Genomic DNA, 25,345 nt, shown 5'->3' with positions numbered 1-25,345 from the left:
CCGGGCGGGCCGTCCCGGTGGCCGGTACGTCACCGGACCGTGACCGCATCGGGACCGGAAAACGCGGCCGTTCCCGCAGGCCGGGCGTCTAAGGAGGGACAGCACCGCATCTCATCGGGGGGTAACCGACATGCGTACACAGGTCCGGGTCCTGGCGGGGGTCCTGCTCGCCGCCTCACTCGCGCTCGCCGGGTGCAGCGAGTCGGGCGGCGACTCCAAGGCGTCCACCGCCGACGCCCCGACCGCCGCTCCCGGCGCGGGCGGCGGCGCTTACGAGGACGGCAAGTCCGCCCGCCGCGCGCCCCGGCTCACGCCGAGCGTCATCCGCACCGCCTCCCTGGAGGTCGAGGTCCGCGACGTGCCCGGCGCCCTGGCGAAGGCCCGCCAGGTCACCGAGGACGCGGGCGGCTACGTCGGCGAGGAGAGCACCGACCGGGACGACGACGGCAGCGAGCGCACCCGTGTCGTCCTGCGCGTTCCCGCCGAGCGGTACGAGGAGGTGCTCGGCTCGCTCCAGGGCACCGGCAAGCTGCTGCGGCGCACCGCGCGGGCGCAGGACGTCACCGACCAGGTGGTGGACGTGGACAGCCGGATCACGTCGCAGCGGGCCAGTGTCGCCCGGGTCCGGAAGCTGATGGACCGGGCGGAGAAGCTGAGCGACGTCGTCGCGCTGGAGGGCGAGCTGAGCAGCCGCGAGGCCGACCTGGAGGCGCTGCTGGCCCAGCAGGCGTCGCTGAAGGACCGCACCGGCCTGGCGACGATCACCCTGTCGCTGGCCGGTAAGGGCGCGCATCCGGCCGCCGACGACGACACGCCCGGCTTCCTGGACGCCCTGTCGGGCGGCTGGCACGCGTTCCTGACGATGCTGCGCTGGATCGCGCTGGTGGTGGGCGCGGTGCTGCCGTTCGCGGCGCTGCTCGCGCTGCTGGTGTTCCTGTGGCGCCGGGTGGTCCGGCCGAGGCTCCCGCGCCGTTCGGCGCCCGCCCCGGTTCCGGGCTCGCTGCCGCAGGCGCGCCCGGTGCCGGAGAGCGGCGAGCATACGTGACAGGACGTCAGCACCGCTCGCCCCGTAGCGTGTTCCCATGGACAAGCGTGAGGGGCCGCAGCGGCTGGTCGTGATCGGTGGCGACGCCGCGGGGATGGCCGCGGCGTCGCAGGCGCGCAGGCTGCGGAAACCGGACCAGCTGGAGATCGTGGCGTTCGAGCGCACCCACTTCACCTCGTACTCGGCGTGCGGCATTCCCTACTGGGTGGGCGGCGCGGTCGAGGACCGCGATCAGCTGATCGCGCGTACCGCCGAGGAGCACCGGGCGCGCGACATCGACCTCCGGCTGCGCACCGAGGTGACGGAGATCGACGTGGCGGGGAAGCGGGTGCGCGCCCACGACCTGGAGTCCGGCACCGAGTCCTGGACCTCGTACGACAAGCTGGTCATCGCCACCGGGGCGCGGCCGATCCGGCCGGACATGCCGGGGATGGAGGCGGCCGGGGTGCACGGGGTGCAGACCCTGGACGACGGCCAGGCGCTGATCGACACGCTGGCCCGCACGGAGGGCCGGCGTGCCGTGGTCGTCGGGGCGGGCTACATCGGCGTGGAGATGGCCGAGGCCCTGCTGCGTCACGGCTTCGAGGTGACCGTGGTCAACCGGGGCGCGGAGCCCATGGCGACGCTCGACCCGGACATGGGCGCTCTGGTGCGGCGGGCCATGGAGGGCATGGGCATCACGATGGTGGACGACACCGAGGTGACCGGCCTGCGGACCGGCGCGGACGGCCGGGTCCGCGCGGTGGTGACCCCGGACGCGGAGTACCCGGCCGACGTGGTCGTCCTGGGCATCGGGGTGGAGCCCGTCACCGACCTCGCCCGCGCGGCGGGCCTGCCGCTGGGCACCCGCGGCGGACTCCTCACCGACCTCGCCATGCGGGTGCGCGGCCAGACCGACATCTGGGCGGGCGGTGACTGCGTGGAGGTGCTGAACCTGGTCTCCGGGCAGGAGCAGTACATCCCGCTCGGCACGCACGCCAACAAGCACGGCCAGGTCATCGGCACCAACGTCGGCGGCGGTTACGCCACCTTCCCGGGCGTCGTCGGCACCGCGGTCAGCAAGGTCTGCGAGCTGGAGATCGCCCGCACCGGCCTGCGCGAACGCGACGCCGACCGGGCCGGGCTGCGGTACGTGTCGGTCGTCATCGAGTCGACCAGCCGCGCGGGCTACTACCCCGGCGCCTCCCCCATGACCGTCAAGATGATCGCCGAACGCGACACCGGCCGCCTGCTCGGCGTCCAGATCGTCGGCGGCGAGGGCGCGGGCAAACGCGTCGACATCGCGGCGGTGGCCCTCACGGCCGCGATGACGGTGGAACAGATGACCGCCCTCGACCTCGGCTACGCCCCACCCTTCTCCCCGGTCTGGGACCCGGTCCTGGTGGCGGCGCGCAGGGCGGTGAAGAAGGTGCGCGCGAGCAGTTAGCGGCGGCCCCGCGCCGGACTGGCGGGCGCGTACGTGGGCACTGTTCCTGTGTGGTCATACCCGTCCATGACGTCAATCCCGCGCGTCGTACGCCGTATGTGACGTATGCGCTCATCGCCGCCAGTGTGCTGGCGTTCCTGCTGACGCCCGGTGCGGCCGGGGCGGCGGGCGGGGAGAGCCATGTGGCGCAGCTCTGTCAGTTGCACGCGTTCATGGATCATTACGCGGCGATCCCGCGAGAGATGATCCATCATCAGCTGCCCAAGCTGGTGCCGACCGGCCAGGTGGGGACGGGGGCGGCCGGGCCGGGGTGTGTGATGGGGCCGCCGGGCTACGACAAGTCGCCGGTGCTGTCGGTGTTCACCGCGATGTTCCTGCACGGCGGCTGGCTGCATCTGCTGGGCAACATGCTGTTCCTGCTGATCTTCGGCAACAACGTCGAGGACCGCATGGGCCACGTCCGCTTCGCGCTCTTCTACCTCGTCTGCGGCTACGCGGCGAGCTACGGCTTCGCCCTGCTGAACGCCGGGTCCGGAGATCCGCTGATCGGCGCGTCCGGCGCGATCGCGGGGGTGCTCGGCGCCTATCTGGTGCTGTATCCGAAGGCCAGGGTGTGGGTGCTGGTCCCGTTCCTGGTCTTCCTGCCGCTGAGGCTGCCCGCCTGGATCGTGCTGGGCTTCTGGTTCGGCCTCCAGGCCGTGTACTCGTCCGGGCGCGGTGTCGAGGCCGGGACCGGGACGGTGGCCTACGCGGCCCATGTCGTCGGCTTCGTGGCCGGGATGCTGCTGGCCTGGCCACTGAAGGCGGGCACCCCGCCCCCGCCGGAGCCGGGCCGCCTGCTGTTCGGCAGGCGGGCGCGGCACCGTCAGGCGTGGTGAGCGGAGGGTGTCAGCGGGCGCTCGCCCGGTGGACGTAGTCGACCAGGTGGGTCAGCGCGTCCGGCTCGATGTTCGGCATGACGCCGTGGCCGAGGTTGAACACGTGGCCCTCCAGACCGGCGGCCGCGTCCAGCACCTCCTGCGCCTTGGTCTCCACCGTCTTGCGGTCGGTGAACAGCACCGTCGGGTCGAGGTTGCCCTGGAGCGCCTTGCCGGGGCCGACCCGGCGCGCGGCCTCGTCCAGCGGGACCCGCCAGTCGACGCCGACGACGTCCGCGCCCGCGTCGCCCATGAGCTTCAGCAGCTCACCGGTGCCGACGCCGAAGTGGATGCGCGGGACGCCGTACCCCGCGACGGCGTCGAAGACCTTCGCGGAGGCGGGCATCACCGAGGCGCGGTAGTCGGCGGGGGCCAGCGCGCCCGCCCAGGAGTCGAAGAGCTGCACCGCCGAGGCACCGGCCTCGATCTGCACCTTCAGGAACGCGGCCGTGATGTCGGCGAGGCGGTCCAGCAGGTCGGCCCACAGCTCGGGGTCGCCGTACATCATCGCCTTGGCGTTCTCGTACGTGCGCGACGGGCCGCCCTCGACCAGGTAGCTGGCGAGGGTGAAGGGGGCGCCCGCGAAGCCGATCAGCGGGGTGGACCCCAGCTCACGGGTGAGCATGCCGACCGCCTCGGTGACGTAGGACACGTCCTCCGGGGTGAGGTCGCGCAGCCGGGCGAGGTCGGCGCGGGTGCGCACCGGCTCGGCGACGACCGGGCCGACGCCGGGCTTGATGTCGAGGTCGACACCGATGGCCTTGAGCGGGACGACGATGTCGCTGTAGAAGACGGCCGCGTCCACGTCGTGACGGCGCACCGGCTGGAGGGTGATCTCGGTGACCAGCTCGGGCCGCGTGCAGGACTCCAGCATCGGGATGCCCTCGCGCACCTTGCGGTACTCCGGCAGGGACCGGCCCGCCTGGCGCATGAACCACACCGGGGCGTGCGGCACGGGCTCACGCCTGCACGCCTTGAGGAAGGCGCTGTCGTACGTCGCTGTGGGCTGCTGGCCCGTGGGGATCGCGTTGGCACTCACGTCGGCAAGTCTCGCACGGTCCGCCGAAGAGAAGTGCCGCCGCCCCCGGGGGGTGTCATGCCCTGCGCGAAGGCCCGCTTCCCCTTACTCTTCCCCGCATGGCTGCGGCTCAGGGACGATCGTCGGACGGCACCGGCGGAATGGACGACGTGAAGGACACGCAGACGGAGGAGAGAGAGGGGGCCGGGGTGCCCGGGGTTCCCCCTGCCTTCAGCAGCGCGGTGGAGGCGCTGCGGAGCGCGCGGCTGCGGCCGCAGGTGGAGGTGGAGTCGACGCCCGCCCCGCAGCGGCTCGCGCCCTACGCGCACGCGCTGGAGGCGGTGGTCCTCGAGGGCGAGCAGGAGCTGGCCGACGGACGGCTGGTGCTGCTGCACGACCCGGCCGGGCACGACGCCTGGCGCGGGACGTTCCGGCTGGTGACGCTGGTGCGGGCGGAGCTGGAGGCCGAGATGGCCGCCGATCCGCTGCTGCCGGAGGTGTGCTGGTCCTGGCTGACCGGGGCGCTCCAGTCGCGCGGACTCACCTATGGGGAGCCGAGCGGCACGGTGACCCGCGCCAGCTCGCACTACTTCGGCGGGCTGTCGGAGCGGCCCGCCGCCTCGCAGATCGAGATCCGCGCCTCCTGGACGCCGCTGGAGGGCCGGGGCGGGGTGCCGGACACCGCGGCGCATCTCGCCTCGTGGTGCGATCTGCTGGCCCAGGTCGGCGGGCTGCCCCCGGCCGCGCCGGGCGACGCCTCGGTGGTGACGCTGCCGCAGCGCAGGGGTCCGCAGTCCCGATAGCCGCACGAACAGATCATCTTCTCAGCGCCCCGCCGGATCGGCGGGGCGCTGCTTTGTGATCACTTCCCGAACCATCACTTTGTCGATACGGCCACTTTCCGCACTCGAATCGCCTCACCCCGGAGCCGATTCGATCTTCGGATGATCGATCGCGTGTCCGAATTGCACAGATTGTGACTCACTAGATCGTGATCATTCTCTAAAGGCGGACGGGTTTGCTGCCGAAGACGACTGTGACCTTGAAAGCACGGTTCCCCCCGGCTTCTTCCCCACAAGCCGGCCCCCGTCCCCCCACCCAGGAGGCCTGGTGTCCGTTCTCCTCGAGCAGCCCGCAAGCCTGGTCGCCTACCGCCCGAACAAGCCGACCGCCATGGTGGTCGTGGCCGACCCCCGCGTCCGTTCCACCGTGACCCGCCATCTGTGGGCGCTCGGTGTGCGTGACGTGATCGAGGCCTCGTCCGTCGCGGAGGCTCGTCCCCGCATCGGCAACCCTCGCGACATCTGTGTCGCGGACGTCCACCTGCCCGACGGCTCCGGTCTCACCCTGCTGTCCGAGACCCGCGCCGCGGGCTGGCCCAACGGGCTGGCCCTGTCCGCCGCCGATGACATCGGCGCCGTCCGCAACGCCCTCGCCGGGGGCGTGAAGGGCTACGTCGTCACCGGCACCCGTACCAACATCGGCCTGCCCACCCGCCCCGGCGCCGCCCCCATCGGCTCCGCCGCGGCCCGTATGGGGCACCGTCGTCCGCCGGGTGCCCCGAGCCACCCCGGCGGCTACCGCGAACTGTCCGGCCGCGAGGTCGAGGTGCTCCGCCTCGTCGCGGAGGGCCAGTCGAACAAGGCGATCGGCGTCTCCATGGGCCTGTCCGCCCTGACCGTCAAGAGCCACCTGGCCCGCATCGCGCGCAAGCTCGGCACGGGCGACCGCGCCGGCATGGTCGCGGTGGCCCTGCGCACCGGCATCATCCACTAGCCCACTCCCCCAGCCCCCCCCAGCCCCCAATCCGCGCCCTCCTGACCCCCGGTGCCCGTCGGCGGAACGTTCCGCCGACGGGCACCGGCGTGTGCGCCGTGCCGAGTGCGCCGTGCGCCGCGCGGTGTGCGCCCGCGTGCGGCGCGTTTTGGCCGGTCAGTGGGGATGTCGGTCGAACGTGCAGGCCAGCGGCGCGGGCATGCGGATACCCTTGGCATGTGACGGACGCCCAAGAGACCGCAAGCGACAGTTCCCGGCGCGACACCGGGGGTACGCCCCCGGACGCGGGACCTGCTGAGGCGGCGGCGCCCACCCCCCTGCTCGAACCCCGCGAGGGGATTCCGCCGGTCATCGCGGACGCGGCGGCCCTCGCCGAGGCCATCGCCGCGTTCGCCGCGGGGACCGGCCCCGTCGCCGTGGACGCCGAACGCGCTTCCGGTTACCGGTACGGCCAGCGGGCCTATCTGGTGCAGCTGCGCCGCGAGGGCGCGGGTTCCGCCCTGATCGACCCGGTGGCCTGCCCCGACCTCTCCGGCCTCGGCGACGCGCTGGCCGGTGTCGAGTGGGTGCTGCACGCCGCCACCCAGGACCTGCCCTGCCTCCGCGAGATAGGCATGGTGCCCACCAGCCTGTTCGACACCGAGCTGGCCGGGCGGCTCGCCGGATTCCCCCGCGTCGGACTCGGCGCGATGGTGGAGAACGTGCTCGGCTTCGTGCTGGAGAAGGGCCACTCCGCCGTCGACTGGTCCACCCGCCCGCTGCCCGAGCCGTGGCTGCGGTACGCGGCGCTCGACGTGGAGCTGCTGATCGACCTGCGCGACGCCCTGGAGAAGGAGCTGCAGCGGCAGGGCAAGCTGGAGTGGGCGCTGGAGGAGTTCGCCGCGATCGCGGCCGCGCCGCCCGCCGAGCCCCGCAAGGACCCGTGGCGCCGCACCTCCGGGATGCACAAGGTGCGCAGGCGTCGGCAGCTCGCCGTGGTCAAGGAGCTGTGGGAGGCGCGGGACCGGATCGCGCAGCGCCGGGACGTCTCGCCCGGCAAGGTGCTCGGTGACGCGGCGATCGTGGAGGCGGCGCTCGCGGTTCCGGCCAACGTGCACGCGCTGGCCGCGCTGAACGGCTTCGGGCATCGCACGAACCGTCGCCAGCTGGAGCAGTGGCAGGCGGCGGTGGACCGGGCGAAGGCGCTGCCGGAGTCGGCGCTGCCGCAGCAGGGCCAGCAGCTCACCGGCCCGCCGCCGCCCCGCGCCTGGTCGGACAAGGACCCGGCCGCCGCGGCCCGGCTGTCGGCCGCCCGTGCCGGGGTGTCGGCGCTGGCGGAGCGGCTGGAGATGCCGCAGGAGAACCTGATCTCCCCCGACACCGTGCGCCGGATCTGCTGGGAGCCCCCGGCCCCGGCCGACGAGCGGACCGTGGCCGCCGCGCTCGCCGGGTTCGGCGCCCGCGCGTGGCAGGTGGAGCAGGTCGCGCCGGTGCTGGTCGCGGTGTTGTCGGCCAAGCCGGAGTAGGGGCGATTTCGCGCCAAGATCCGTCCGGTCGGCCGGGACCCGGTGTGACGTTCGCCGCTCGCCGGGGTGGGACTGTGCAGCTACGTTACTCATAAGTAGCATGGGGCTTAAGCAAGCGCTCAGCGTCCCGCACCCTGGAGGAGAGCCATCGTGCCTCGTACCGTCAAGGACGTCGTCTTCGTCGACGGCGTCCGCACCCCGTTCGGCAAGGCGGGCCCGAAGGGCATCTATCACGAGACCCGCGCCGACGACCTGGTCGTGAAGGCGATCCGGGAGCTGCTGCGCCGCAACCCCGGTCTGGACCCGAAGAAGATCGACGAGGTCGCCATCGCCGCGACCACCCAGATCGGCGACCAGGGCCTGACCCTCGGCCGCACCGCGGGCATCCTCGCGGGCCTGCCGCAGTCGGTGCCCGGTTACTCCATCGACCGCATGTGCGCGGGCGCGCTGACCGCCGTGACCGCCGTCTCCGGCTCGGTCGCCTTCGGCGCGTACGACGTGGCCATCGCGGGCGGTGTCGAGCACATGGGCCGCCACCCGATGGGCGAGGGCGTGGACCCCAACCCGCGCTTCGTCTCCGAGAAGCTGGTCGACGAGTCGGCGCTGTTCATGGGCATGACCGCCGAGAACCTGCACGACCGCTACCCCACGATCACCAAGCAGCGCGCCGACGAGTACGCGGTCCGCTCGCAGGAGAAGGCCGCCAAGGCGTACGCCGACGGCAAGATCCAGCAGGACCTGGTGCCGATCTCGGTGCGCCGCACCGACGAGGCGGCCGGTGAGACGGGCTGGGGCCTGGTCACCGCCGACGAGCCGATGCGCCCCGGCACCACGCTGGAGAACCTCAGCGGTCTCAAGACCCCGTTCCGCGTGCACGGCCGGGTCACCGCGGGCAACGCGGCCGGTCTGAACGACGGCGCCACCGCGTCGATCATCGCGTCCGAGGACTTCGCCCGCGAGCACGACCTGCCGGTCAAGATGCGCCTGGTCTCCTACGCCTTCGCGGGCGTCGAGCCCGAGGTGATGGGCTACGGCCCGATCCCGGCCACCGAGAAGGCCCTCGCCCAGGCCGGTCTGTCGATCTCCGACATCGGCCTGTTCGAGATCAACGAGGCGTTCGCCGTCCAGGTCCTCGCGTTCCTGGAGCACTACGGCATCGCGGACGACGACAGCCGCGTCAACCAGTACGGCGGCGCCATCGCGTTCGGCCACCCGCTGGCCTCCTCCGGCGTCCGGCTGATGACCCAGCTGGCCCGCCAGTTCGAGGACCACCCGGAGGTCCGCTACGGCCTGACGACGATGTGCGTCGGCTTCGGCATGGGCGCGACGGTCATCTGGGAGAACCCGAACTTCGAGGGGGAGAAGTGAGCAACACCACCGAGCTGCTGAAGGGTGCCGCCGAGCTGTTCCCCGGCGAGGTCGTCACCCAGGCCCACGTACGGCACTTCGAACTGCCCTTCAACGCGGGCAAGTTCGCGCTGATCACGCTGGACAACGGCCTGGACCACACCAAGCCGACCACCTTCGGCCCCGCTTCGCTGGCGAACCTGGACGCCGCGATCGACCAGGTCGAGAAGGAGGCCGCCGACGGCTCCGTCGTCGGCGTCGGCATCACCGGTAAGCCGTTCATCTTCGCGGTCGGCGCCGACCTCAAGGGTGTCGAGCTGCTGAAGCGGCACGAGGACGCGCTCGCCATCGGCAAGGGCGGCCACGAGGTCTTCAAGCGCCTCTCCGGCCTCGCGGTCCCGACCTTCGCCTACTACAACGGCGCGGCGATGGGCGGCGGCGTCGAGGTCGGCCTGCACTGCTCCTACCGGACCGTCTCCAAGGCGATCCCGGCGTTCTCGCTGCCCGAGGTCTTCCTCGGCCTGGTACCCGGCTGGGGCGGCTGCGCGCTGCTGCCGAACCTGATCGGCGCCGAGAAGGCCGTCCAGGTCATCATCGAGAACAGCCTCAATCAGAACCGCCAGCTCAAGGGCAAGCAGGTCTTCGAACTCGGCATCGCCGACGCGCTGTTCGAGGGTGCCGACTTCCTGGAGCAGTCGCTGCTGTGGACCGCGCAGGTCCTCAAGGGCGACGTCACCGTCGAGCGTCCGGCGATCGACCGGGGCGAGGCGTGGGACCAGGCCGTCGCCAAGGGCCGCTTCGTCGCGGACTCCAAGGTGCACGGCGCGGCCCCGGCCGCCTACCGCGCGCTGGAGATCATCGAGGGCGCCAAGGACGGCGACCTGCAGAAGGGCTTCGACGCCGAGGATCAGGCCCTCGCCGACCTGATCATGGGTGGCGAACTGCGGTCCGGCATCTACGCGTTCAACCTGGTGCAGAAGCGCGGCAAGCGTCCCGCAGGTGCCCCGGACAAGGCGCTGGCCCGTCCGGTCACCAAGGTCGGTGTCGTGGGCGCCGGTCTGATGGCCTCCCAGCTCGCGCTGCTCTTCCTGCGCCGCCTGGAGGTGCCGGTCGTGCTGACCGACATCGACCAGGAGCGCGTCGACAAGGGTGTCGGTTACGTCCACGCCGAGATCGACAAGCTGCTCGGCAAGCGCCGGATCAACCAGGACAAGGCCAACCGCCTCAAGGCGCTGGTGACCGGTGTCCTGGACAAGGCCGAGGGCTTCGCGGACGCGGACTTCATCATCGAGGCCGTGTTCGAGGAGATGGGCGTCAAGCAGAAGGTGTTCGCGGAGGTCGAGGCGGTCGCCCCGGCGCACGCGATCCTCGCCACCAACACCTCCTCGCTGTCGGTGTCGGAGATGGCGTCGAAGCTGAAGCACCCCGAGCGGGTCGTCGGCTTCCACTTCTTCAACCCGGTCGCGATCCTGCCGCTGTTGGAGATCGTGCGCGGCGAGCAGACCGACGACGCGTCGCTCGCGACCGCGTTCGGTGTGGCCAAGAAGCTGAAGAAGACCGCGGTGCTGACGAAGGACGCCCCGGCGTTCGTCGTCAACCGCATCCTGACCCGCTTCATGGGCGAGATCCAGAACGTCATCGACGAGGGCACCCCGGTCGAGGTCGCGGAGAAGGCCGTCGAGCCGCTCGGCCTGCCGATGTCTCCGCTGGTGCTGCTGGAGCTGGTCGGCCCGGCGATCGGCCTGCACGTCTCGGAGACCCTCAACCGGGCCTTCCCGGACCGCTTCACGGTCTCCCCGAACCTGAAGCGGGTCGTCGAGGCGGGCAAGCGCGGCTTCTACGTCTACGACAGCGGCAAGCCGGAGCTGGACCCCGAGGTCGCCGCGCTTCTCCAGCAGGGCGACACCGTCCTCACCGAGGAGCAGGTCCGCGACCGCGTCCTGGACGCGGTGGCCCAGGAGATCGGCCTCATGCTGGACGAGGGCGTCGTCGCCGAGGCCCAGGACATCGACCTCTGCCTGATCACCGGCGCGGGCTGGCCCTTCCACCTGGGCGGCCTCACGCCGTACCTGGACCGTGAGGGTGTCTCCGAGCGGGTGAACGGCAAGCGGTTCCTGGAGCAGGGTGTGGCGTCGGTTCCGGCGTAACGGCCTTACGACACATGTGAAGAGGGCCTCCGCTCCCTGGGTTCCAGGGGGCGGCGCGGCACCGCGTGGTTCTAGGTGTTGACCACATCACGCGAGACGCTCGGCTGGGACATCCCAGCCGAGCGTCTTGCGTGGGGGCCATCGCGTTCCTGGACGAGCCGCCCCGCCCCGCCTTCCGAGCTCCGGCGGGGCCCTCTTCCGCGCCGCGGTTCACCAGACGGGCATCGCCGGGTAGTGCTCGCAGGTACCGGAACAGGGTTCACGGGAGGACAGTGACGCGTGCAGCCAGCTGTCCTCGGGGATGCCGTGCACGCGCAGGGTCAGCGGGGCGGGGGCGGAGTGGATGGCGCTGAACACCGACACGAACTCGACCGCGTACGTGCCCGGGCGCCAGTCGTGGGCGTGGGAGACGCGCCAGGTTCCGTCCTCCTGGACGGGGGCCTCGGCGATGAGCCGTCCCTGTTCGAGGACCATCACCTTGTGCACACCGCGCGGCGCAGTACCGGAGAAGCGGGGGCGCGGACCGGACCAGGCATCGGACCTCGGCTCCACGACCTGCGGAGGGTCGAGGCGGTCGAGAACCTCGAACTCCACCGCGGAGGTCGTGGAGACCTCGTTGCCCGAGATTCCGAGCACCTCGACCTTGTGCGGCCCGGCGGACCAGTTGACGACCCGGCGCCACTGCCAGGTGCCCGAGGCGGAGACGGCGGTCCCCCCGAGGTAGCGACCCGCTTCGTAGAAGAGGACGTAGCGGGTCCCGGCCGGTGCCTTGCCGGTCAGCTTGCGGGAGGCGCCGACGATCTGTCCGTCCGCGGGCGAGTCGAAAACGGGCGCGGCGGGGAGGCTCGGCGCCATGGTGAGGGCCAGCTCGGGCCGCTTCACGGTGAATTCGGTGAGCACCGGGGGAACCATGCCCGGTTCCAGCCGCTGCGGGTCGATCAGGCCCTGGGGCAACCCGGGAGTGTGGGCGAGGCACTCGGCCAGCCGCCGGGCCACTTCACGGGCTCCCATGTCGTTGAAGTGGGTGGAGTCGATGATGCCGTCGGGGTGGTTCGGGTGCTCGCCCGGGTCCAGCCACCGGAAGATCCGACGCGCGCGCTGGGGCCCCAGCTGTGCGAGCAGATTGGCGGTGAAGGCGTGCATGTCGACCAGTACGGCACCCGTCTCCACCGCCGCCTTGCGGGTGAGCTCGGGGTAGGCGTCGTTGGTGTCCACCACGTTGCCGGCCTCGTCGAAGGCACAGCGAGCCGTCGCGGTGACCAGCACCGGGATGGCCCCCTCGCCCCGGATGGCCTCCACGTACAGGCGCATGTACTCCATGTACTCGCGCGGCCCGTGGTGCCGGTTGAGCTGGTTGATGCGCTGCTCGACGCTGCCGAAGGCGATGAGCACCAGGTCTCCGGTGCCGACGAGGCTGAGGAGCGCGGCCAGCCGCTCGGTGAAGTAGCCGCGCAGGGTCATGGCGTCCCGGGCGTAGTTGCGCACCTCCTGTCCCTCCGCGAGGAACTCGCCGAGATACTGCCCCCAGCCGGCGAGCGGTGCCTCCTCCTCGGACCGCGGGGCGGCGACCGAGTTTCCGATGATGCAGATCTTCCTCATGTGTTCCCCATATCTTCCTGATGTCTCCAGCAGCCGCCTGTGTCCGGCCCGTTCACCCGGCCCAGGACGCCGCCGACGGCTCCGGGCCGTCGGCGGCCGCTGCCGTACGCACCGCGCACGCCGGTCCACCCCGATCCGGCATCACGCGGCAGCCCCGTGCGCGTTCCGGTCAGCCGACGATCGTCCAGTCGTCGAACTCAGGTGCGCCGGGTTCCGCCTGGTGAGCGGTGGCCAGCCGGGCGTCGGCACCGATCACCGCGATCACGGCGCGGCCCCGCACGTCGAACGCGGCCGCTGGGGCGCCGACGAAGGCGCCGCCCAGTGCCTCTGTGGACAGTTCTCGCCAGGGCTGGTCGCCGGGCAGGAAGCGGTGGGCGACGCCGCCGAGGTCACTGCGGCACGCCACGAGCGTGCCCGCCTGCTCGGACGGTCCCGCGGCCAGCGCCACGGCGCCGTAGCCGCCCCGGCCTCCCACCGACTTCGCGGGCTCCGCCCAGTTGCCCCCGGGGGCGTCCTCCTGGGCGACGAGCACGTTCCCCGTGTCGGGCTCCCGGTATGCGACCATGACCCGGCCGCTGGGCTGCAGCACGGCGGTCACCGGACCTGCGGACGGCGCGAGCCGGAAGCGCGGGGCGCGGACGAGCGGTTCGCTCAGAGACCGGTGTCCCCAGCGGAACACGGCCTCGCGACTGGCACCGAACACGTCGACCCGGCCCCCGGCCGCGGCGACCGCCGTGAGTCCTTCCTGCAGCTCGTGCCCACGCAGGTCGGTCCAGCCGCTCCAGGTGCCGTCAGGCATCACGACGCGGGTCTGCAGTCCCTGTCCGGCGTTGCGCGCGAAGAGGTGCACCCGGCCCGCGCCGTCCCGGACCGCGACGGGCGTACCGAGGTGCCGGTCGCGGTGCGGTGCCCCGGCGGAGGGGTTGCCGAGGCTGGTCCAGGTGCCGAACCCGCCACCGGGCTCGGTCTGTTCGAGCAGCACGATCTCCCGCGTGTGCGCGTCGTCCGCCGCGAGGCGGGACAGCCGCTCGGCGAAGATCTGCCAGCGCCCGTCGGGCGTGAGGCAGACCGCGAGGCCCGGGGCGAGCGGTCCGCCGCCGAGGAAAAAAGGACCCCGCCACTGACCGGTGCCGGGCTGCGTCTCCAGCCACACCGCGGCCTGCTGGTTGACCACGGCGAAGGCGGTGAGCCGCCCGGATCGGTCGGCCTGCAGCCAGTTGGTGCCACCGGGATACCGCGGGTTCGTGCTCTGCACCCACCCGGTCATCCGGGCGGCCAGCCCGACCGAGTAGTCCCCGCTGCCCGCCGGATCACCGCAGTCGTAGCCGTCGGCCGCCGCGTAGAGGTTGAGGAACAGCTCCTTCTGGGCGACGGCCCGGACGCCGAGGTTGTGCGGCCAGCGCTCGTTGTAGTACCCGCGGAAGGCCTCCACCGTGAACGTCCGCCCCTCAGCGGGCCCCTGGTAGCGGTCCAGGGCGAGCCAGGTGAAGAGGGCGGCCGCGGTGTGGTCGCAGTGGTCGGCCAGATCGCCGTAGTCGTGGCGCTGCGGGAACCGCTCGTCGTGCACGAGGCGGTCGGGGTCCGGGTCCAGGCTGCGGATCACGGTGGGACGGACGATGTCCATGATCTGGACGAGGGTCTGGACCAGGCCGGTCCGGGTGTACCAGTGCTGTTCCTGGACCAGCCCGTCGCTGAGCACCAGCGTGGGAACCCGCTCGGTCTCCTCGCGCCACAGCACGTGCAGGCTCCGGGGGAGTCCTACGGGGGTCCCGTGCTGCCGGATGTTGAGGAAGATCAGGGTCACCCAGGGCGCGCCGTCCAGCGAGAAGACCTCCGCCACCGCGCCCTCCGCCGTGGTCAGGGTCATGGGCTTCCACGGTGTGGTGCGGTCGCCCAGCGCCATCGCCGCGTAGGCGGCCTTGATCCCGTTCTGCCGGGCCTTTCCGTAGGCCGCCCGGTCCTCGGTCACCGGATCCGACTGCCAGGGCCGGGGGTTGCGCCCGTCGGAGTCCCCGCTCGTCAGGTAGACGGTCGTGGTGCGGGTGCCGTTCTTCAGCCCCTGGAGGATGGCGGGGTTCACGAAGAACAGGTCGTCGTCCGGATGCGCCATGACCTGCAGTGTCGACGCGGGGGTGTTCACGTTGTCGCTCCTCCCGGTGACGGGACTCGGGGTGTTCACATCGGCCAGCCGGGCAGATAGCCGAGCCGGGCGCGCTCGTTGCGTGTCGATCCGGTCTCGAACTGGCTCGGCACCGGGAAGTAGCTGGGCAGGAAGGCGGCGAGGATCGCGTCCTGTTCGTCCGCGGTGATGTCGCCGTCGTGGTAGTCGTTCAGGCAGAACACGTCGTGCGGCCGCACCGCGAGGAGGCGGCTGAGCCGGGGCTTGTGCTCGGTCAGGCCTACGTTGACGAAGCCGCAGGAGATGCTGCCGGGCACGCTGCGCAGGGTGTGGTAGGCGTAGTAGTGGTGCAGGGACGAGGGGATCGAGATGTCGTCGTGACTGCGCAGCTGGTGGGTGGCGGTCGCGGCCGACTCCTCGTGGTAGTGCTCCGCGATGTCCTCAAGAACACTGCGCCGCAGCGGGTACGGCGCGTGCAGGAAGCCGTTGACCAGGGTCTGGCCGAAGTCCCGCTCGATCAGCTCCCTGTTGTTCTTGGCACCCGCGATGTTGAACTCGTCCTCCGCCGAGACCGGGGCCATCGGTATGGAGGTCGGTGACATGAAGTGCTTGGCCTGGCCGTTGCCGAGGAAGAACAGGTCGGGTCGCACGGTGCGCCCGATGAACATGTCGTCGTTGAAGTACAGGACGTGCTCGGCCAGCCCCTCGATGTGGTGCAACTGGCTCTCGATGGCGTGGGAGTTGTACGTCGGCAGCGTGCCCCGGTCGCCGAAGATCTCCGTGTGGTCCACGACGCGGACCCGCGGGTGGCCGACGTCGAGCCAGTGGGGAACCTGTCGGTCGGTGACGATGTAGATGTTGCGGATCCAGGGGGCGTACATGTCGATGGACCGCAGGGAGTAGCGCAGTTCGTCACGGTCCCGGAACCGGGCCGCGCTCGTCGCCGAGTCCTCCGTGTCCAGACCGAGTGCCGCGAGGGCGGCACTCTTGCGCTCCAGCCACTCCACGTCGCCCCCGTTGACCCAGGTGTAGACGGCGTCGACGGGGAAGGTGATGTCTCCGTGCAGCGTCCGGGTGAACGGCTCGATGCTCGGGTAGGCGCGGCCCGCGAGGGGAAGTGCCCTGCGGCGCAGGGCCTTTCCCGGCACCCGGTCGCCGATGAGCGTCCGGGTGGGGCTCTGCAGCCACGCCGGGTCCTCGGGGTCGGTCTCCCAGAACGAGATCGTGCAGCCGTACACGGCGCCGAGGCGCAGCGTGCGCGAAGGTGAGACCAGATTCTGGTGGACGCGGACGCCGGAGACGGTCGGCGACGCGTACGGGGCGACCAGTCCGGCGAGGACGGTGGCGACCGTCTTCTGCCCCTCGTTCAGGACCCCGGCGTACACGGCCTCCCCCGCATGGGTGCTCACCAGCGCCTTGAACACGGCGTCCCGGTACCCGGCGTGCACGGCGACCGTGTGCCGGATCATCTGGTCACGTACGACGAGATGGGGGATGCCCGCGGCTTCGAGGGCATTCACCGCCAGGGCGAGATTCTTCTGGACGACATCCCAGGGCGACTCCCAGTCCAGCAGTCGGCACACCTGCCCGCCGTCCTTGACGAGGTCGTCCCGCTGGAGCAGCCGCTCCTCCGCGGCCTGCTGCTCGGCCGAGCGCACCATGGTGGCGGGGGTCGGGGCCGCGGACGGCAGGATGCCGTCGGGACCGCTGCGGTGGGCATGCACGGCCTGGCGTTCGGCCTTGACGGCGGCGCGCCTGCCACTGTCCCGTTCGGCGACGAGCTCGTGGAAGATGCGCTCCCACTGGGCGGTGACCGTGGCGGGCGCGAAGCGGTCCACCGAGTCCAGGGCCGCGGCGCCCATGCGCAGCCGCAGTTCGGTGTCCTCGATGAGCAGCATCAGGGCGGAGGCGAGGGCGTCGGTGTCGCCGGGCGGGACGAGGAGGCCGGTCTCCCCCTCGATCACGACCTCACGCGGTCCGTTGGGCGAGTCGTAGGAGACGACCGGCACACCGGCGGCGTGCGCCTCGGCGAGCACCAGGCCGAACGCCTCGCTGCGCGAAGTCAGGGTGGCGATGCTGGCCTTGGCCCACTCCTCCGCGAGATGGCGGGAGTTGCTGTTCAGCTGGACACAGTCGTGCAGTCCGAGCATGTCGATCTGGCGGCGCAGGGCGCCGCTGAGCGGTCCGTCGCCGAAGATCCTCAGCTGCCAGTCGGGGTGGTGCCGGGCGACCGTCGCCCAGGCCGTGATGGCGTGGTCGATCTGCTTCTCGGCGACCAGCCGACCGGCGATCACCACCGTGCGGGTGCGCAGCGTCGAGCGCGGCCGGAAGCCACTGGGCAGGGCGTTGGGAACGACCTCCAGGCGCGGCGCGGCATCGCCCAGGGTCTCGGCGAACCATTCGAGGGTGCGTTCGCTGAGCACGGCCAGGGCGTCGAGCTGGGCCGCGTAGCGGCGCAGGGGCTCCCCGGTGGGGCCGCGCAGCTCCGAGACCCGGTGCTCCTGGTGGACGGTGACGACGTGCGCGGGGGCGTAGCGGACGGCCAGTGCCATCAGCGCGGGAGTAGTGCTGATGAGGATGTCGGTGTCGGTGTCCTGGAGAGCCAAGCCCAGCTCGAGGTCCGACAGCCGGTTGAACACCGGCTCCCAGGGACGCTCGACCACCTGGCTCGGCTGGGCCGCGAGACCGGCCCACACCGAGTCCTCGACCGGGGTGTCACGAAGCGGCCGGGGAGGCGTGGAGGTCAGGTCGACGAGGTAGTCGACGCGGACCCTGGTGTCCGGGGTGAAGAACTGCTCGGGTCTGCTCTTGAAGACGCTGAGCACGCGCACGTCGTGGCGCGCCGCGAGCTCGGACGCCTGGTTGAACACCGCGCGTTCGGTACCACCGACGGCGTCGGCCGTGGTCAGCAGGAACGTGATCTTCATCTGTCGGTTCAGCCTGCCTCGGGCATGCGCGTGCAGGTCACCCGGAAATTCCCTGCGGGGGTGTAGCGCGGTTGGACGATCATGGTGGTGAGCCCCGCCGGGGTGACGGCGAGCCGACGGACGGCGAAGACGCGCAGCGGATTACGCACGTCGTGCAGTCGGCGCCCCAGACGCAGCGACCTGCCGGTGGCGTCGCGCAGGCCGACGTCCCAGTGTTCGGGCGCGACACCACGGGGCGCCATCTCGCCCAGGGGCACCTCGACGCGAAGGATGTCGGGTCCGAGGGCGGTGACGGCCCGCTCGACGGTGCGTCCGGAGGCCCTGAACTCGGCCCACGGCTCGTCGAACCGGGTACCGAGCACCCGGAAGTCGACGGTGAGTCCCGAATGTTCGAGGTGCACCTTGGCCACCTCGACGGCGGCACGGGCGTCGGCGCTGACCACGCGGACGCTGCCACGGACGGAGCGGCCGATGCGGTGGCGTTCACCCGTCACCGGCGAGGCCTCCATCGGCTTGGTGGGTCCGGCGTAGGGAACCGGTGGTTCCACCAGCAACAGCGACAGCGTGCGCGTGCGCCGTCCGGTGCGGACTCGCAGTCTCACGCGCCAGCGTCCGGTGCCGATGGGCAGCCCGCCGACCGCGGCGCCCAGCAGGACGGCGGCGTCCACGAAGATCTCACCCTCGGCGCCCCGGTAGACACGGGCCTCGGTGGGGTGGCTGTGCCGTCGGCGGCTCAGGACGATCTCCGCCTGCTCGGGCAGTCCGGCCGAGGCGGGCAGCTGGACATGCAGGTTCACGGTCTGACCGTCGAGGATGCCGACGTAACGGACCTGCGCGGCCCGCCTGCGCAGCGGGATCAGAAAGCCCATCAGCCAGGCACGCAGGAGCACGGCACGGGGGCGCAGACGGCGCGGGACCGCCCTCGCGCGCCGGGTGACGGCCGAGGTTTTGTGACGGAGCGTCATGACTCGGTGTTCCCCAGTTCTCCCATGCGGGCCGCACCACGGAGCGGCGCGGCTTCGGGGGCGGCCTCGAAAGGACTGGGGACCGGGAAGTAGGAGTCCAGGAAGGTGGAGACCATGCGAGCCTGCGCTTCGGGATCGGCGGCGGTGACGGTGTCGTTCATGCAGAAGGTGTCGAAGTTGCGGCGCACCAGGAGGTTGTTGAGCCGCCGCTGGGCGAGTTCGTCGGCCAGGTCGACGTAGAGGTACCGGATGTCGCCGACGGTGGCGCGCGCCGATCCGTAGGCGTAGTAGTGGTGCAGCGACGAGGCGATCGGCACGTCGGTGGGCGACCGGAAGCGCGAGTGCTGGGTCACGCGGTGGGCCTTGCCGTACACGTGCTCCATCTCCGCGAGGATGCTGCGCCGGAGCGCGTGCGGAGTGTGCTTCATCTTCTGGGAGATGACCGTGCCGAACTGCTGGGCGATCAGGCCCCGGCTGTTCTTGCCCGCCGCGTTGACGGGGAGGTCGTCCGAGCTGGCGCCCCCGGACGGGATCAGCGCCTTCGACTGGAAGAACTTGGTCAGCCCGTTGGGATGGAAGAACGTCCCCGGCGACACGGGACGCCCGAAGAACACGTCGTCGTTGAGGTAGAGGAAGTGCTCCGACAGGTCCTCGATGTGATGCAACTGGCTTTCGATGGCATGCGAGTTGAACGTCGGAAGCGCGTCCAGGTCGGAGAAGATCTCCCGGTGGTCCACCACCCGGATGCCAGGAAAGTCCGTACGCAGCCACGACGGCGCCTGACCGGCCGTGACCAGGAAGATGTTGCGCACCCACGGGGCGTACTGGTGGAGCGACCGCAGTGAGTACTTCAGCTCGTCCCGGCTGGTGAACCGGGCGTCGTTGACCGCCTGCTCGTGCGGTACGTCCCCCTGGCCCGCCGCGAGCTGCCTGCGGGCCGCGTCCCTGCGCATACGCCACCGCGGGTCCGAATCGTCGACCCAGGTGTAGACGACGTCGATCGGGAAGAGGTGGTCGTCGGGCAGCGCGGCGAGGAACTCGGGGAGGGTACGGGTACGGCCGGTCACGTAGGGGTCCGGCACTGTGCTGAAACGTTTCTGCCCCGCCCAGCACCTCCCCGCGTCCACGGGGATCTCGGTCACCACCTTGTTGGGGCGCGGCGCCACGAGCTTGCCGTCGACCTCGTCCCAGAACTCGATGTCGCAGCCGGACTCGCCGCCGAACACCAGCTTTCCGGTGGGATCGCAGACCACCCAGGCCAGCCGCAACACGCTCTGCCTGCGCAGCGCACGCCAGCTCGTCGCCGAACCTCCCGGCCGTAGGCGCAGCGGGGACGCCGTCCCGACATATCCCGGATACCGCGCGCAGGCGGCCTGCAGCAGTTCCTCGAACTGCCCACGCCACCGGGCGGGTATCGCCACGCACGGCACCCGCGGCGAACTCGTGCCGCGGACGCAGAAGTAGTCGATCTCGGCCTCTTCGAGGAAGGAGACGAGGAGATGGAGGTTGCGCGCCCGCGCGGCCCACTCCGTGGCACCGTCCACCTCCACGGCCTGGAGGTGCTTGCCGCCCACCCGTACAACGCGCCGGACGTCGTCGGCGGCACCGTCCTCGCCCCGGCGACGGCCGCCCATCGCCCGGACCACGGCCGCGGAGCGGACGGCGTCGGCCGTGGCGAAGGACCGCTTCACCGAAGTACGCATGGGGGTGGGGACCTTCTGGACGATCCAGCGCCGGGCCCCCACCGGCACGACGGATCGATATGTCGACACAAGCGCGCTTGCTTCAGGGTTGTTCAGGCTCACTCGACGTCCACACCATCCAATTCGAAGTCCGGAGTCGGTCACACGGACAGCAACTCCATCCCGAACCGGGGCCCGTCGCCCCCCACACACACCACGGTCGCCCCCACCGTCGGCCGCATCCTCACCCGAGGCGCGCCCGAATCCCGCGTTCACAGGGCGGTCGGCACGGTCGATCACACCTGGCGCGCCCCATCGCGCGCGGCGTCAGCGCGGAACCGACCCGTCCCGCCGAACGGTATCAAGTCCGATGGAACCGGACTCCGCCCTCCCCGGCGCGACGAAACAGCAGCAAGCGCGTCACGACCAGGCCCCCTTCGATCCGAAAATATTGAGCCGTCACATAATATGCACGCCGCGTGCACATCAGGGCCACGCGCCGGTCATCTCCCCTGTGCGATCGACGACCGCACCAGGTTCGCATGTGCGACCTACTCAGACATGCCATGTGATCTACATCATTGCCGTACAACGTCCGTCGCGGCTGGTCGGTCTGTCCGAGCACTCAGCACGATATCGCCCTGGTATGAGCAGACGAGGACAGCCACTTCATGACAACTCCCAAGGCCGAGGCGCCGACCGGTCGGCCCCGGACGCCCGAGAAGGACGCGCCCCGCCGTCGGCGCCGTACCGGCCGGTGGATCCTCCTCACGCTGGCGGTGCTCGTCCTGGCGGGAGCCGGCACCGGCTACTGGCTCTACGACAGCCTCGACGGCAACATCAAGGGCGTCGACCTCGACCAGTCCCTCGGCGACGACCGGCCCGCGAAGCTGCCCACCTCCGGGCAGAACGTGCTGGTCCTCGGCTCCGACTCGCGCGCGGGCGCCAACGCCGCGACCGGGACCGGGCACGTGGCCGGAGCGCGCTCGGACACCGCGCTGGTGATCCACATACCCGAGGGGCGGCAGAAGGCCGTCGCCGTCAGCATCCCGCGCGACACCCTCGTCACCCGCCCCGAGTGCGCCAAGGCCGACGGCTCGAAGCTGCCCTCGGCCGACCGCGTCATGTTCAACTCGGTCTACTCGGCGGCCGGTCCGGCCTGTGTGGTCAAGACGGTCGAGAAGATGTCGGGCGTACGGCTCGACCACTTCGTGGAGATCGACTTCGCCGGGTTCCAGGGCCTCGTCGACGCGATCGGCGGCGTGCCCGTCACCGTCGACCGCGACATCCACGACTCCTCCAGCGGCCTGGACCTGGCCGCGGGCACCCACCGGCTCGACGGCACCCAGGCGCTGCAGTTCGTCCGCACCCGGCACGGCATCGGGGACGGCAGCGACCTGGGCCGGATCGGGATGCAGCAGAAGTTCCTGATGGCCCTGCTCGCCGAGATCAAGCGGCAGGACCTGATGGGCAGCCCGGCCAAGGCGTACGCCGTGGCGGACGACCTCACCACCGCGCTCACCACCGACTCCGGGCTCGCCTCGCTCAGCAAGCTCGCCGAGTTCAGCCGCAGCATGAACGGTGTGGACACCTCCACCATGGAGACGATCATGCTCCCGGTGCGGTACGACACCCAGGACCCCAACCGGGTCGTGGCCGCCGAGCCCCAGGCCAAGCAGCTCTGGGCGGCCCTGCGCACGGACGGGACCATCCCCGACTCCGCCAAGAAGTCGCCCGCGCGCGGCGGCGCCACCCCGTAAGGGACTTCGCCGCCCCACGCGGGCGCGGGGTCAGATCTCCTGCCAGGGCTCCAGCGCGAGGCCCGGCTCGTCCTTGCGCCGGGTGAGGACGAACCGTCCGGTCGACGGGGAGAGCGCGGCCGCGGCCAACCGGCCGGAGTGCGCGTCGCCCGCGAGGAAGACCCGCGCGTCCTCGGGCAGTTCCGGGCCCGACTCGGCCCACCAGGCGCCCGCCGACTCCGCCTGGGTCGGATAGGCGGCGATGACGACCCGGCCGTTGGCCGCGCGCTGCGCGAGCACGGTGCAGTCGTGGCCGTCGAGCAGGCAGCGCGTCGCGCTGACCGGGCCGGGACCGGCCGCGTACAGCAGTGCGACGGGCGCGGAGCCGGGGCGCCAGGCGCAGAGCAGGCCCTCGAGGTCGGTGTAGAACACCGTCGTGCTGTGCGCGGAGGTGGCGAGCGCGGCCAGGGTGCCGGGCCTGACCCGCGCCTCCAGCGACTCCGTCATGACGGGCGGCTCGCCCGGCTTCTCCTGGGCCCAGTGCAGGATGCCGCCGGGCACCGCCGCGTACACCTCGACCAGGCCGGACTCCCCCGTCAGCGCCGCCAGGCCGTCCTGGACGCGGGAGCCCTGCAGGTCGCGCCAGGGGTCCCAGCCGCCCTTCTCCCGCTGGGCGACCATGCTCAGGCCCTGGCCGCCGTTGACCACGAAGACATGGGCCCGGCCCTGGGCGTCGACCGCGACCGCGGGCTCGGAGGTGCGGGGGCCCTTGCGGTTGGGGTGGCCGACCGGGGCCCAGTCCAGGGCGGCGAGGTCGGCACGGTAGTGGGTGGAGTGCGTCAGGACCGCCTCGTCCTTCGCCGCCGGGCGCCAGGAGACGAGGTGGGCATAGCCGTCCGCGCCCTGGCCCACCGCGAGGCCGGGGCGCAGTTCCTGTTCGCCGCCCACCCTGCGCGGGGCGGTCCAGCCGCCGCCCGGCCGGTGTTCCGCCCGGGACAGCACGCCGTCGGCCGTGGGGTGGTAGACACCGAGTCGGCCGTCGCGGCCGCGTATGAGCCAGTCGCCGTTCACCGCATCACCATAAGCTGCCTGGTCAAGGCCGCGGACCGCGCCCCCGTGCGGCTCCCGTGGGACCCTGGGCGCATGGACGACGTACGCGGTGTTCCGGATCAGGGCGATCCCGTGCTGGCGATCGTGGACTGCGCCAATGTGATGGGCTCCCGGCCCGACGGCTGGTGGAAGGACCGCAAGGGGGCCGCCGAGCGGCTGCGGGACCGGCTGGCCAGTGCCGGACTGCCGGGCAGGACCGACCCGGCGGAGATCGTGCTGGTGGTGGAGGGCGCGGCACGCGGGGTCGAGTCGGTGCCGGGGGTGCGGGTGGAGTCCGCGCCGGGCAGCGGGGACGACTGGATCGTGGAGCTGGTCGCCGGGTCCGCCGACCGGGACCGGCTGGTGGTGACCGCCGACCGCGAACTGCGGCGCCGGGTCGGCGAGCTGGGCGCCGACGTCGCCGGTCCGCGTACGGCCCTCGGCTGAGGGTCTCCGTAGCGCGGACCGGCGTACGGCTCAGGTCGCCTTCGGGGTTTCCGCGGGCTGGTCCTCGCCCCGGGCCAGACGGCTGTGCGTGCGGCCGTAGAGGAAGTAGACGACGAAGCCGATCGCCATCCAGATGGCGAACCGCAGCCAGGTCTCGGCGGGCAGGTTGAGCATCAGCCACAGCGAGGCGGCGACCGACACGATCGGCAGCACCGGGACCCACGGGGTGCGGAAGGCGCGGGGCAGGTCGGGGCGGGTCCGGCGCAGGATGATCACGCTGATCGCCACCACGATGAACGCGAACAGGGTGCCGATGTTGACCAGTTCGGCCAGTTCGCTGAGGCTGGTGAAGCCCGCGATGATCGCGATGATCACGCCCAGCAGGATGGTCGGCCGGTGCGGGGTGCGGAAGCGCGGGTGGACGCGGGAGAAGAAGCGGGGCAGCAGTCCGTCGCGGCTCATGGCGAAGAACACCCGGGTCTGCCCGAGCAGCAGGATCATGCACACCGTGGTCAGGCCGACGGCGGCGCCGAAGCTGATGATGCCCGCGTACACGGGATGCCCGATCGCCTTGAAGGCGTCCGCGAGCGGTGCCTCCACCGACAGCTCGGTGTACTTCTGCATGCCGGTGACGACGAGGGACACCGCCACGTACAGCACCGTGCAGATGACCAGCGAGCCGAGGATGCCACGCGGCATGTCCCGCTGCGGGTTGCGGGTCTCCTCGGCGGCGGTGGCGACGATGTCGAAGCCGATGAACGCGAAGAACACCACCGAGGCGGCGGTGAAGATGCCCAGCACACCGAAGTTGGCGGGCGCCCAGCCGAACATGAGCTGGATCAGCGGCGCCTTGAGGTTGCCACCCGCCTCCTGCGCCTGGGCCGGGGGGATGAACGGCTTGTAGTTGTCACCGGTGACGAAGAAGGCTCCCGCGACGATCACGATGAGGACGACGACCACCTTGATGGCGACGACGGCCGAGGTGATCCGCGCCGACAGCTTCATCCCGACCACCAGCACGGCGGTGAGCACCAGCACCAGCAGGGCGGCGAGCACGTCGAAGCCGAACCCGTGGGCCCCGTCCCGGCCCGACAGGTACTCGGGCAGGTGCCAGCCCCAGCTGTCGAACAGCGAGCGGATGTATCCCGACCAGCCGACCGCCACCACCGCCGTGCCCAGCGCGAACTCCAGCACCAGGTCCCAGCCGATGATCCAGGCGGGCAGCTCGCCCAGCGACGCGTACGAGAACGTGTACGCGGACCCGGCCACCGGGACCGTCGAGGCGAACTCGGCGTAGCAGAGCGCGGCCAGGCCGCAGACCACACCGGCGACGACGAAGGCGATGGCGACCGCGGGACCGGCGTTGTTCCGGGCCACCTGGCCGGTCAGCACGAAGATGCCGGTGCCGATGATGACACCGACACCGAACACGGTCAGGTCGAGGGCGGAGAGGGACTTCTTGAGCGAGTGCTCCGGTTCCTCGGTGTCCCGGATGGACTGCTCGACGTTCTTCGTACGGAAGAGCGTGCTCACGTGCCTACCTCCCACGCTTGTCGTCCTCGACATGGTCGAGAGGGACGGGGTGCGTGTGCCCCGG

Annotated in this window: 18 protein-coding genes; 10 read left to right on the top strand and 8 right to left on the bottom strand. The window is 71.5% G+C overall.

The window, feature by feature from the left end:
• Nucleotides 1-130: 130 nt before the first annotated feature.
• Genes ACIPPM_RS01505 through ACIPPM_RS01495 form a run of 3 tightly spaced genes read left to right on the top strand, consistent with a single transcriptional unit; the run spans nt 131 to nt 3,349 of the window.
• Nucleotides 131-1,045 (top strand): DUF4349 domain-containing protein, encoded by a 915-nt coding sequence (locus ACIPPM_RS01505; RefSeq protein WP_401441887.1) that lies wholly within the window; start codon nt 131-133, stop codon nt 1,043-1,045.
• A gap of 37 nt (nt 1,046-1,082) precedes the next feature.
• The gene (locus ACIPPM_RS01500) at nt 1,083-2,471 is read left to right on the top strand and encodes an FAD-dependent oxidoreductase (RefSeq protein ID WP_401441886.1); all 1,389 of its coding nucleotides are present in this window, start codon (nt 1,083-1,085) and stop codon (nt 2,469-2,471) included.
• A gap of 50 nt (nt 2,472-2,521) precedes the next feature.
• Nucleotides 2,522-3,349, top strand: a complete 828-nt coding sequence (locus ACIPPM_RS01495) for a rhomboid family intramembrane serine protease (RefSeq protein ID WP_401441885.1) — start codon at nt 2,522-2,524, stop codon at nt 3,347-3,349.
• Between the two features lie 10 nt (nt 3,350-3,359).
• On the opposite strand, the gene hemE is transcribed toward ACIPPM_RS01495, so the two are convergent.
• Nucleotides 3,360-4,427, bottom strand: coding sequence for a uroporphyrinogen decarboxylase (gene hemE / locus ACIPPM_RS01490; protein WP_401441884.1), 1,068 nt, complete (start codon nt 4,425-4,427; stop codon nt 3,360-3,362).
• A gap of 98 nt (nt 4,428-4,525) precedes the next feature.
• Between hemE and ACIPPM_RS01485 the strand changes: the two genes are divergently transcribed.
• The 5 genes from ACIPPM_RS01485 (at nt 4,526) to ACIPPM_RS01465 (ending at nt 11,181) form a co-directional block, all read left to right on the top strand.
• Nucleotides 4,526-5,209: a DUF3000 domain-containing protein gene (locus tag ACIPPM_RS01485; RefSeq protein ID WP_401441883.1), complete on the top strand. Its 684-nt coding sequence runs from the start codon at nt 4,526-4,528 to the stop codon at nt 5,207-5,209.
• Nucleotides 5,210-5,516: 307 nt separating this feature from the next.
• Nucleotides 5,517-6,182 (top strand): response regulator transcription factor, encoded by a 666-nt coding sequence (locus ACIPPM_RS01480; protein WP_031181634.1) that lies wholly within the window; start codon nt 5,517-5,519, stop codon nt 6,180-6,182.
• 218 nt (nt 6,183-6,400) lie between these two features.
• Nucleotides 6,401-7,687, top strand: coding sequence for an HRDC domain-containing protein (locus ACIPPM_RS01475; RefSeq protein WP_401441882.1), 1,287 nt, complete (start codon nt 6,401-6,403; stop codon nt 7,685-7,687).
• A 150-nt stretch (nt 7,688-7,837) separates the two neighbouring features.
• Nucleotides 7,838-9,055, top strand: coding sequence for a thiolase family protein (locus ACIPPM_RS01470; protein ID WP_401441881.1), 1,218 nt, complete (start codon nt 7,838-7,840; stop codon nt 9,053-9,055).
• Nucleotides 9,052-11,181: a 3-hydroxyacyl-CoA dehydrogenase NAD-binding domain-containing protein gene (locus tag ACIPPM_RS01465; RefSeq protein ID WP_401441880.1), complete on the top strand. Its 2,130-nt coding sequence runs from the start codon at nt 9,052-9,054 to the stop codon at nt 11,179-11,181. Before ACIPPM_RS01470 ends, ACIPPM_RS01465 begins: the two co-directional genes overlap by 4 nt.
• A 210-nt stretch (nt 11,182-11,391) precedes the next feature.
• Here the strand turns inward: ACIPPM_RS01465 and ACIPPM_RS01460 are convergent, their stop codons facing one another.
• The 5 genes from ACIPPM_RS01460 to ACIPPM_RS01440 form a co-directional block, all read right to left on the bottom strand.
• Complete coding sequence (locus ACIPPM_RS01460; RefSeq protein WP_401441879.1) at nt 11,392-12,780, bottom strand: hypothetical protein; 1,389 nt, start codon at nt 12,778-12,780, stop codon at nt 11,392-11,394.
• Nucleotides 12,781-12,949: 169 nt separating this feature from the next.
• Nucleotides 12,950-14,890: a PIG-L family deacetylase gene (locus tag ACIPPM_RS01455; protein WP_401441878.1), complete on the bottom strand. Its 1,941-nt coding sequence runs from the start codon at nt 14,888-14,890 to the stop codon at nt 12,950-12,952.
• Nucleotides 14,891-14,955: 65 nt separating this feature from the next.
• Nucleotides 14,956-17,826, bottom strand: coding sequence for a stealth conserved region 3 domain-containing protein (locus ACIPPM_RS01450; protein ID WP_401441877.1), 2,871 nt, complete (start codon nt 17,824-17,826; stop codon nt 14,956-14,958).
• Nucleotides 17,827-17,834: 8 nt separating this feature from the next.
• Nucleotides 17,835-18,791: a hypothetical protein gene (locus ACIPPM_RS01445; RefSeq protein ID WP_401441876.1), complete on the bottom strand. Its 957-nt coding sequence runs from the start codon at nt 18,789-18,791 to the stop codon at nt 17,835-17,837.
• Nucleotides 18,788-20,494, bottom strand: a complete 1,707-nt coding sequence (locus ACIPPM_RS01440; protein WP_401441875.1) for a stealth family protein — start codon at nt 20,492-20,494, stop codon at nt 18,788-18,790. The genes ACIPPM_RS01445 and ACIPPM_RS01440 overlap by 4 nt, the downstream gene beginning before the upstream one ends.
• A gap of 650 nt (nt 20,495-21,144) precedes the next feature.
• Between ACIPPM_RS01440 and ACIPPM_RS01435 the strand changes: the two genes are divergently transcribed.
• A complete protein-coding gene (locus ACIPPM_RS01435; RefSeq protein WP_401441874.1) occupies nt 21,145-22,233 on the top strand; it encodes an LCP family protein in 1,089 nt (362 codons plus the stop codon).
• Between the two features lie 30 nt (nt 22,234-22,263).
• On the opposite strand, the gene ACIPPM_RS01430 is transcribed toward ACIPPM_RS01435, so the two are convergent.
• Nucleotides 22,264-23,283 carry a hypothetical protein gene (locus tag ACIPPM_RS01430; RefSeq protein ID WP_401441873.1) on the bottom strand — a complete coding sequence of 340 codons (1,020 nt, stop codon included), beginning with the start codon at nt 23,281-23,283 and terminating at the stop codon, nt 22,264-22,266.
• 72 nt (nt 23,284-23,355) lie between these two features.
• Between ACIPPM_RS01430 and ACIPPM_RS01425 the strand changes: the two genes are divergently transcribed.
• Entirely contained in the window at nt 23,356-23,748 is a 393-nt protein-coding gene (locus ACIPPM_RS01425) for an NTP pyrophosphohydrolase (protein ID WP_401441872.1), read from the top strand.
• A gap of 30 nt (nt 23,749-23,778) precedes the next feature.
• On the opposite strand, the gene ACIPPM_RS01420 is transcribed toward ACIPPM_RS01425, so the two are convergent.
• Complete coding sequence (locus tag ACIPPM_RS01420) at nt 23,779-25,281, bottom strand: amino acid permease (RefSeq protein ID WP_401441871.1); 1,503 nt, start codon at nt 25,279-25,281, stop codon at nt 23,779-23,781.
• Nucleotides 25,282-25,345 lie beyond the last annotated feature (64 nt).

This window comes from Streptomyces sp. NPDC090119, assembly GCF_044747085.1.
Classification (GTDB): Bacteria; Actinomycetota; Actinomycetes; order Streptomycetales; family Streptomycetaceae; genus Streptomyces.
Note: the sequence above shows the minus strand (reverse complement) of the source record. Positions and strands in the feature narration are given on the sequence as shown.

Excerpts from the sequence above, each read along its gene's own strand:
- ACIPPM_RS01505 (WP_401441887.1), top strand. The coding sequence starts at position 131 with ATGCGTACACAGGTCCGGGTCCTGGCGGGGGTCCTGCTCGCCGCCTCA.
- ACIPPM_RS01500 (WP_401441886.1), top strand. The coding sequence starts at position 1,083 with ATGGACAAGCGTGAGGGGCCGCAGCGGCTGGTCGTGATCGGTGGCGAC.
- ACIPPM_RS01485 (WP_401441883.1), top strand. The coding sequence starts at position 4,526 with ATGGCTGCGGCTCAGGGACGATCGTCGGACGGCACCGGCGGAATGGAC.
- ACIPPM_RS01460 (WP_401441879.1), bottom strand. The coding sequence starts at position 12,780 with ATGAGGAAGATCTGCATCATCGGAAACTCGGTCGCCGCCCCGCGGTCC.
- ACIPPM_RS01455 (WP_401441878.1), bottom strand. The coding sequence starts at position 14,890 with ATGGCGCATCCGGACGACGACCTGTTCTTCGTGAACCCCGCCATCCTC.
- ACIPPM_RS01450 (WP_401441877.1), bottom strand. The coding sequence starts at position 17,826 with ATGAAGATCACGTTCCTGCTGACCACGGCCGACGCCGTCGGTGGTACC.
- ACIPPM_RS01445 (WP_401441876.1), bottom strand. The coding sequence starts at position 18,791 with ATGACGCTCCGTCACAAAACCTCGGCCGTCACCCGGCGCGCGAGGGCG.
- ACIPPM_RS01440 (WP_401441875.1), bottom strand. The coding sequence starts at position 20,494 with ATGCGTACTTCGGTGAAGCGGTCCTTCGCCACGGCCGACGCCGTCCGC.
- ACIPPM_RS01435 (WP_401441874.1), top strand. The coding sequence starts at position 21,145 with ATGACAACTCCCAAGGCCGAGGCGCCGACCGGTCGGCCCCGGACGCCC.
- ACIPPM_RS01425 (WP_401441872.1), top strand. The coding sequence starts at position 23,356 with ATGGACGACGTACGCGGTGTTCCGGATCAGGGCGATCCCGTGCTGGCG.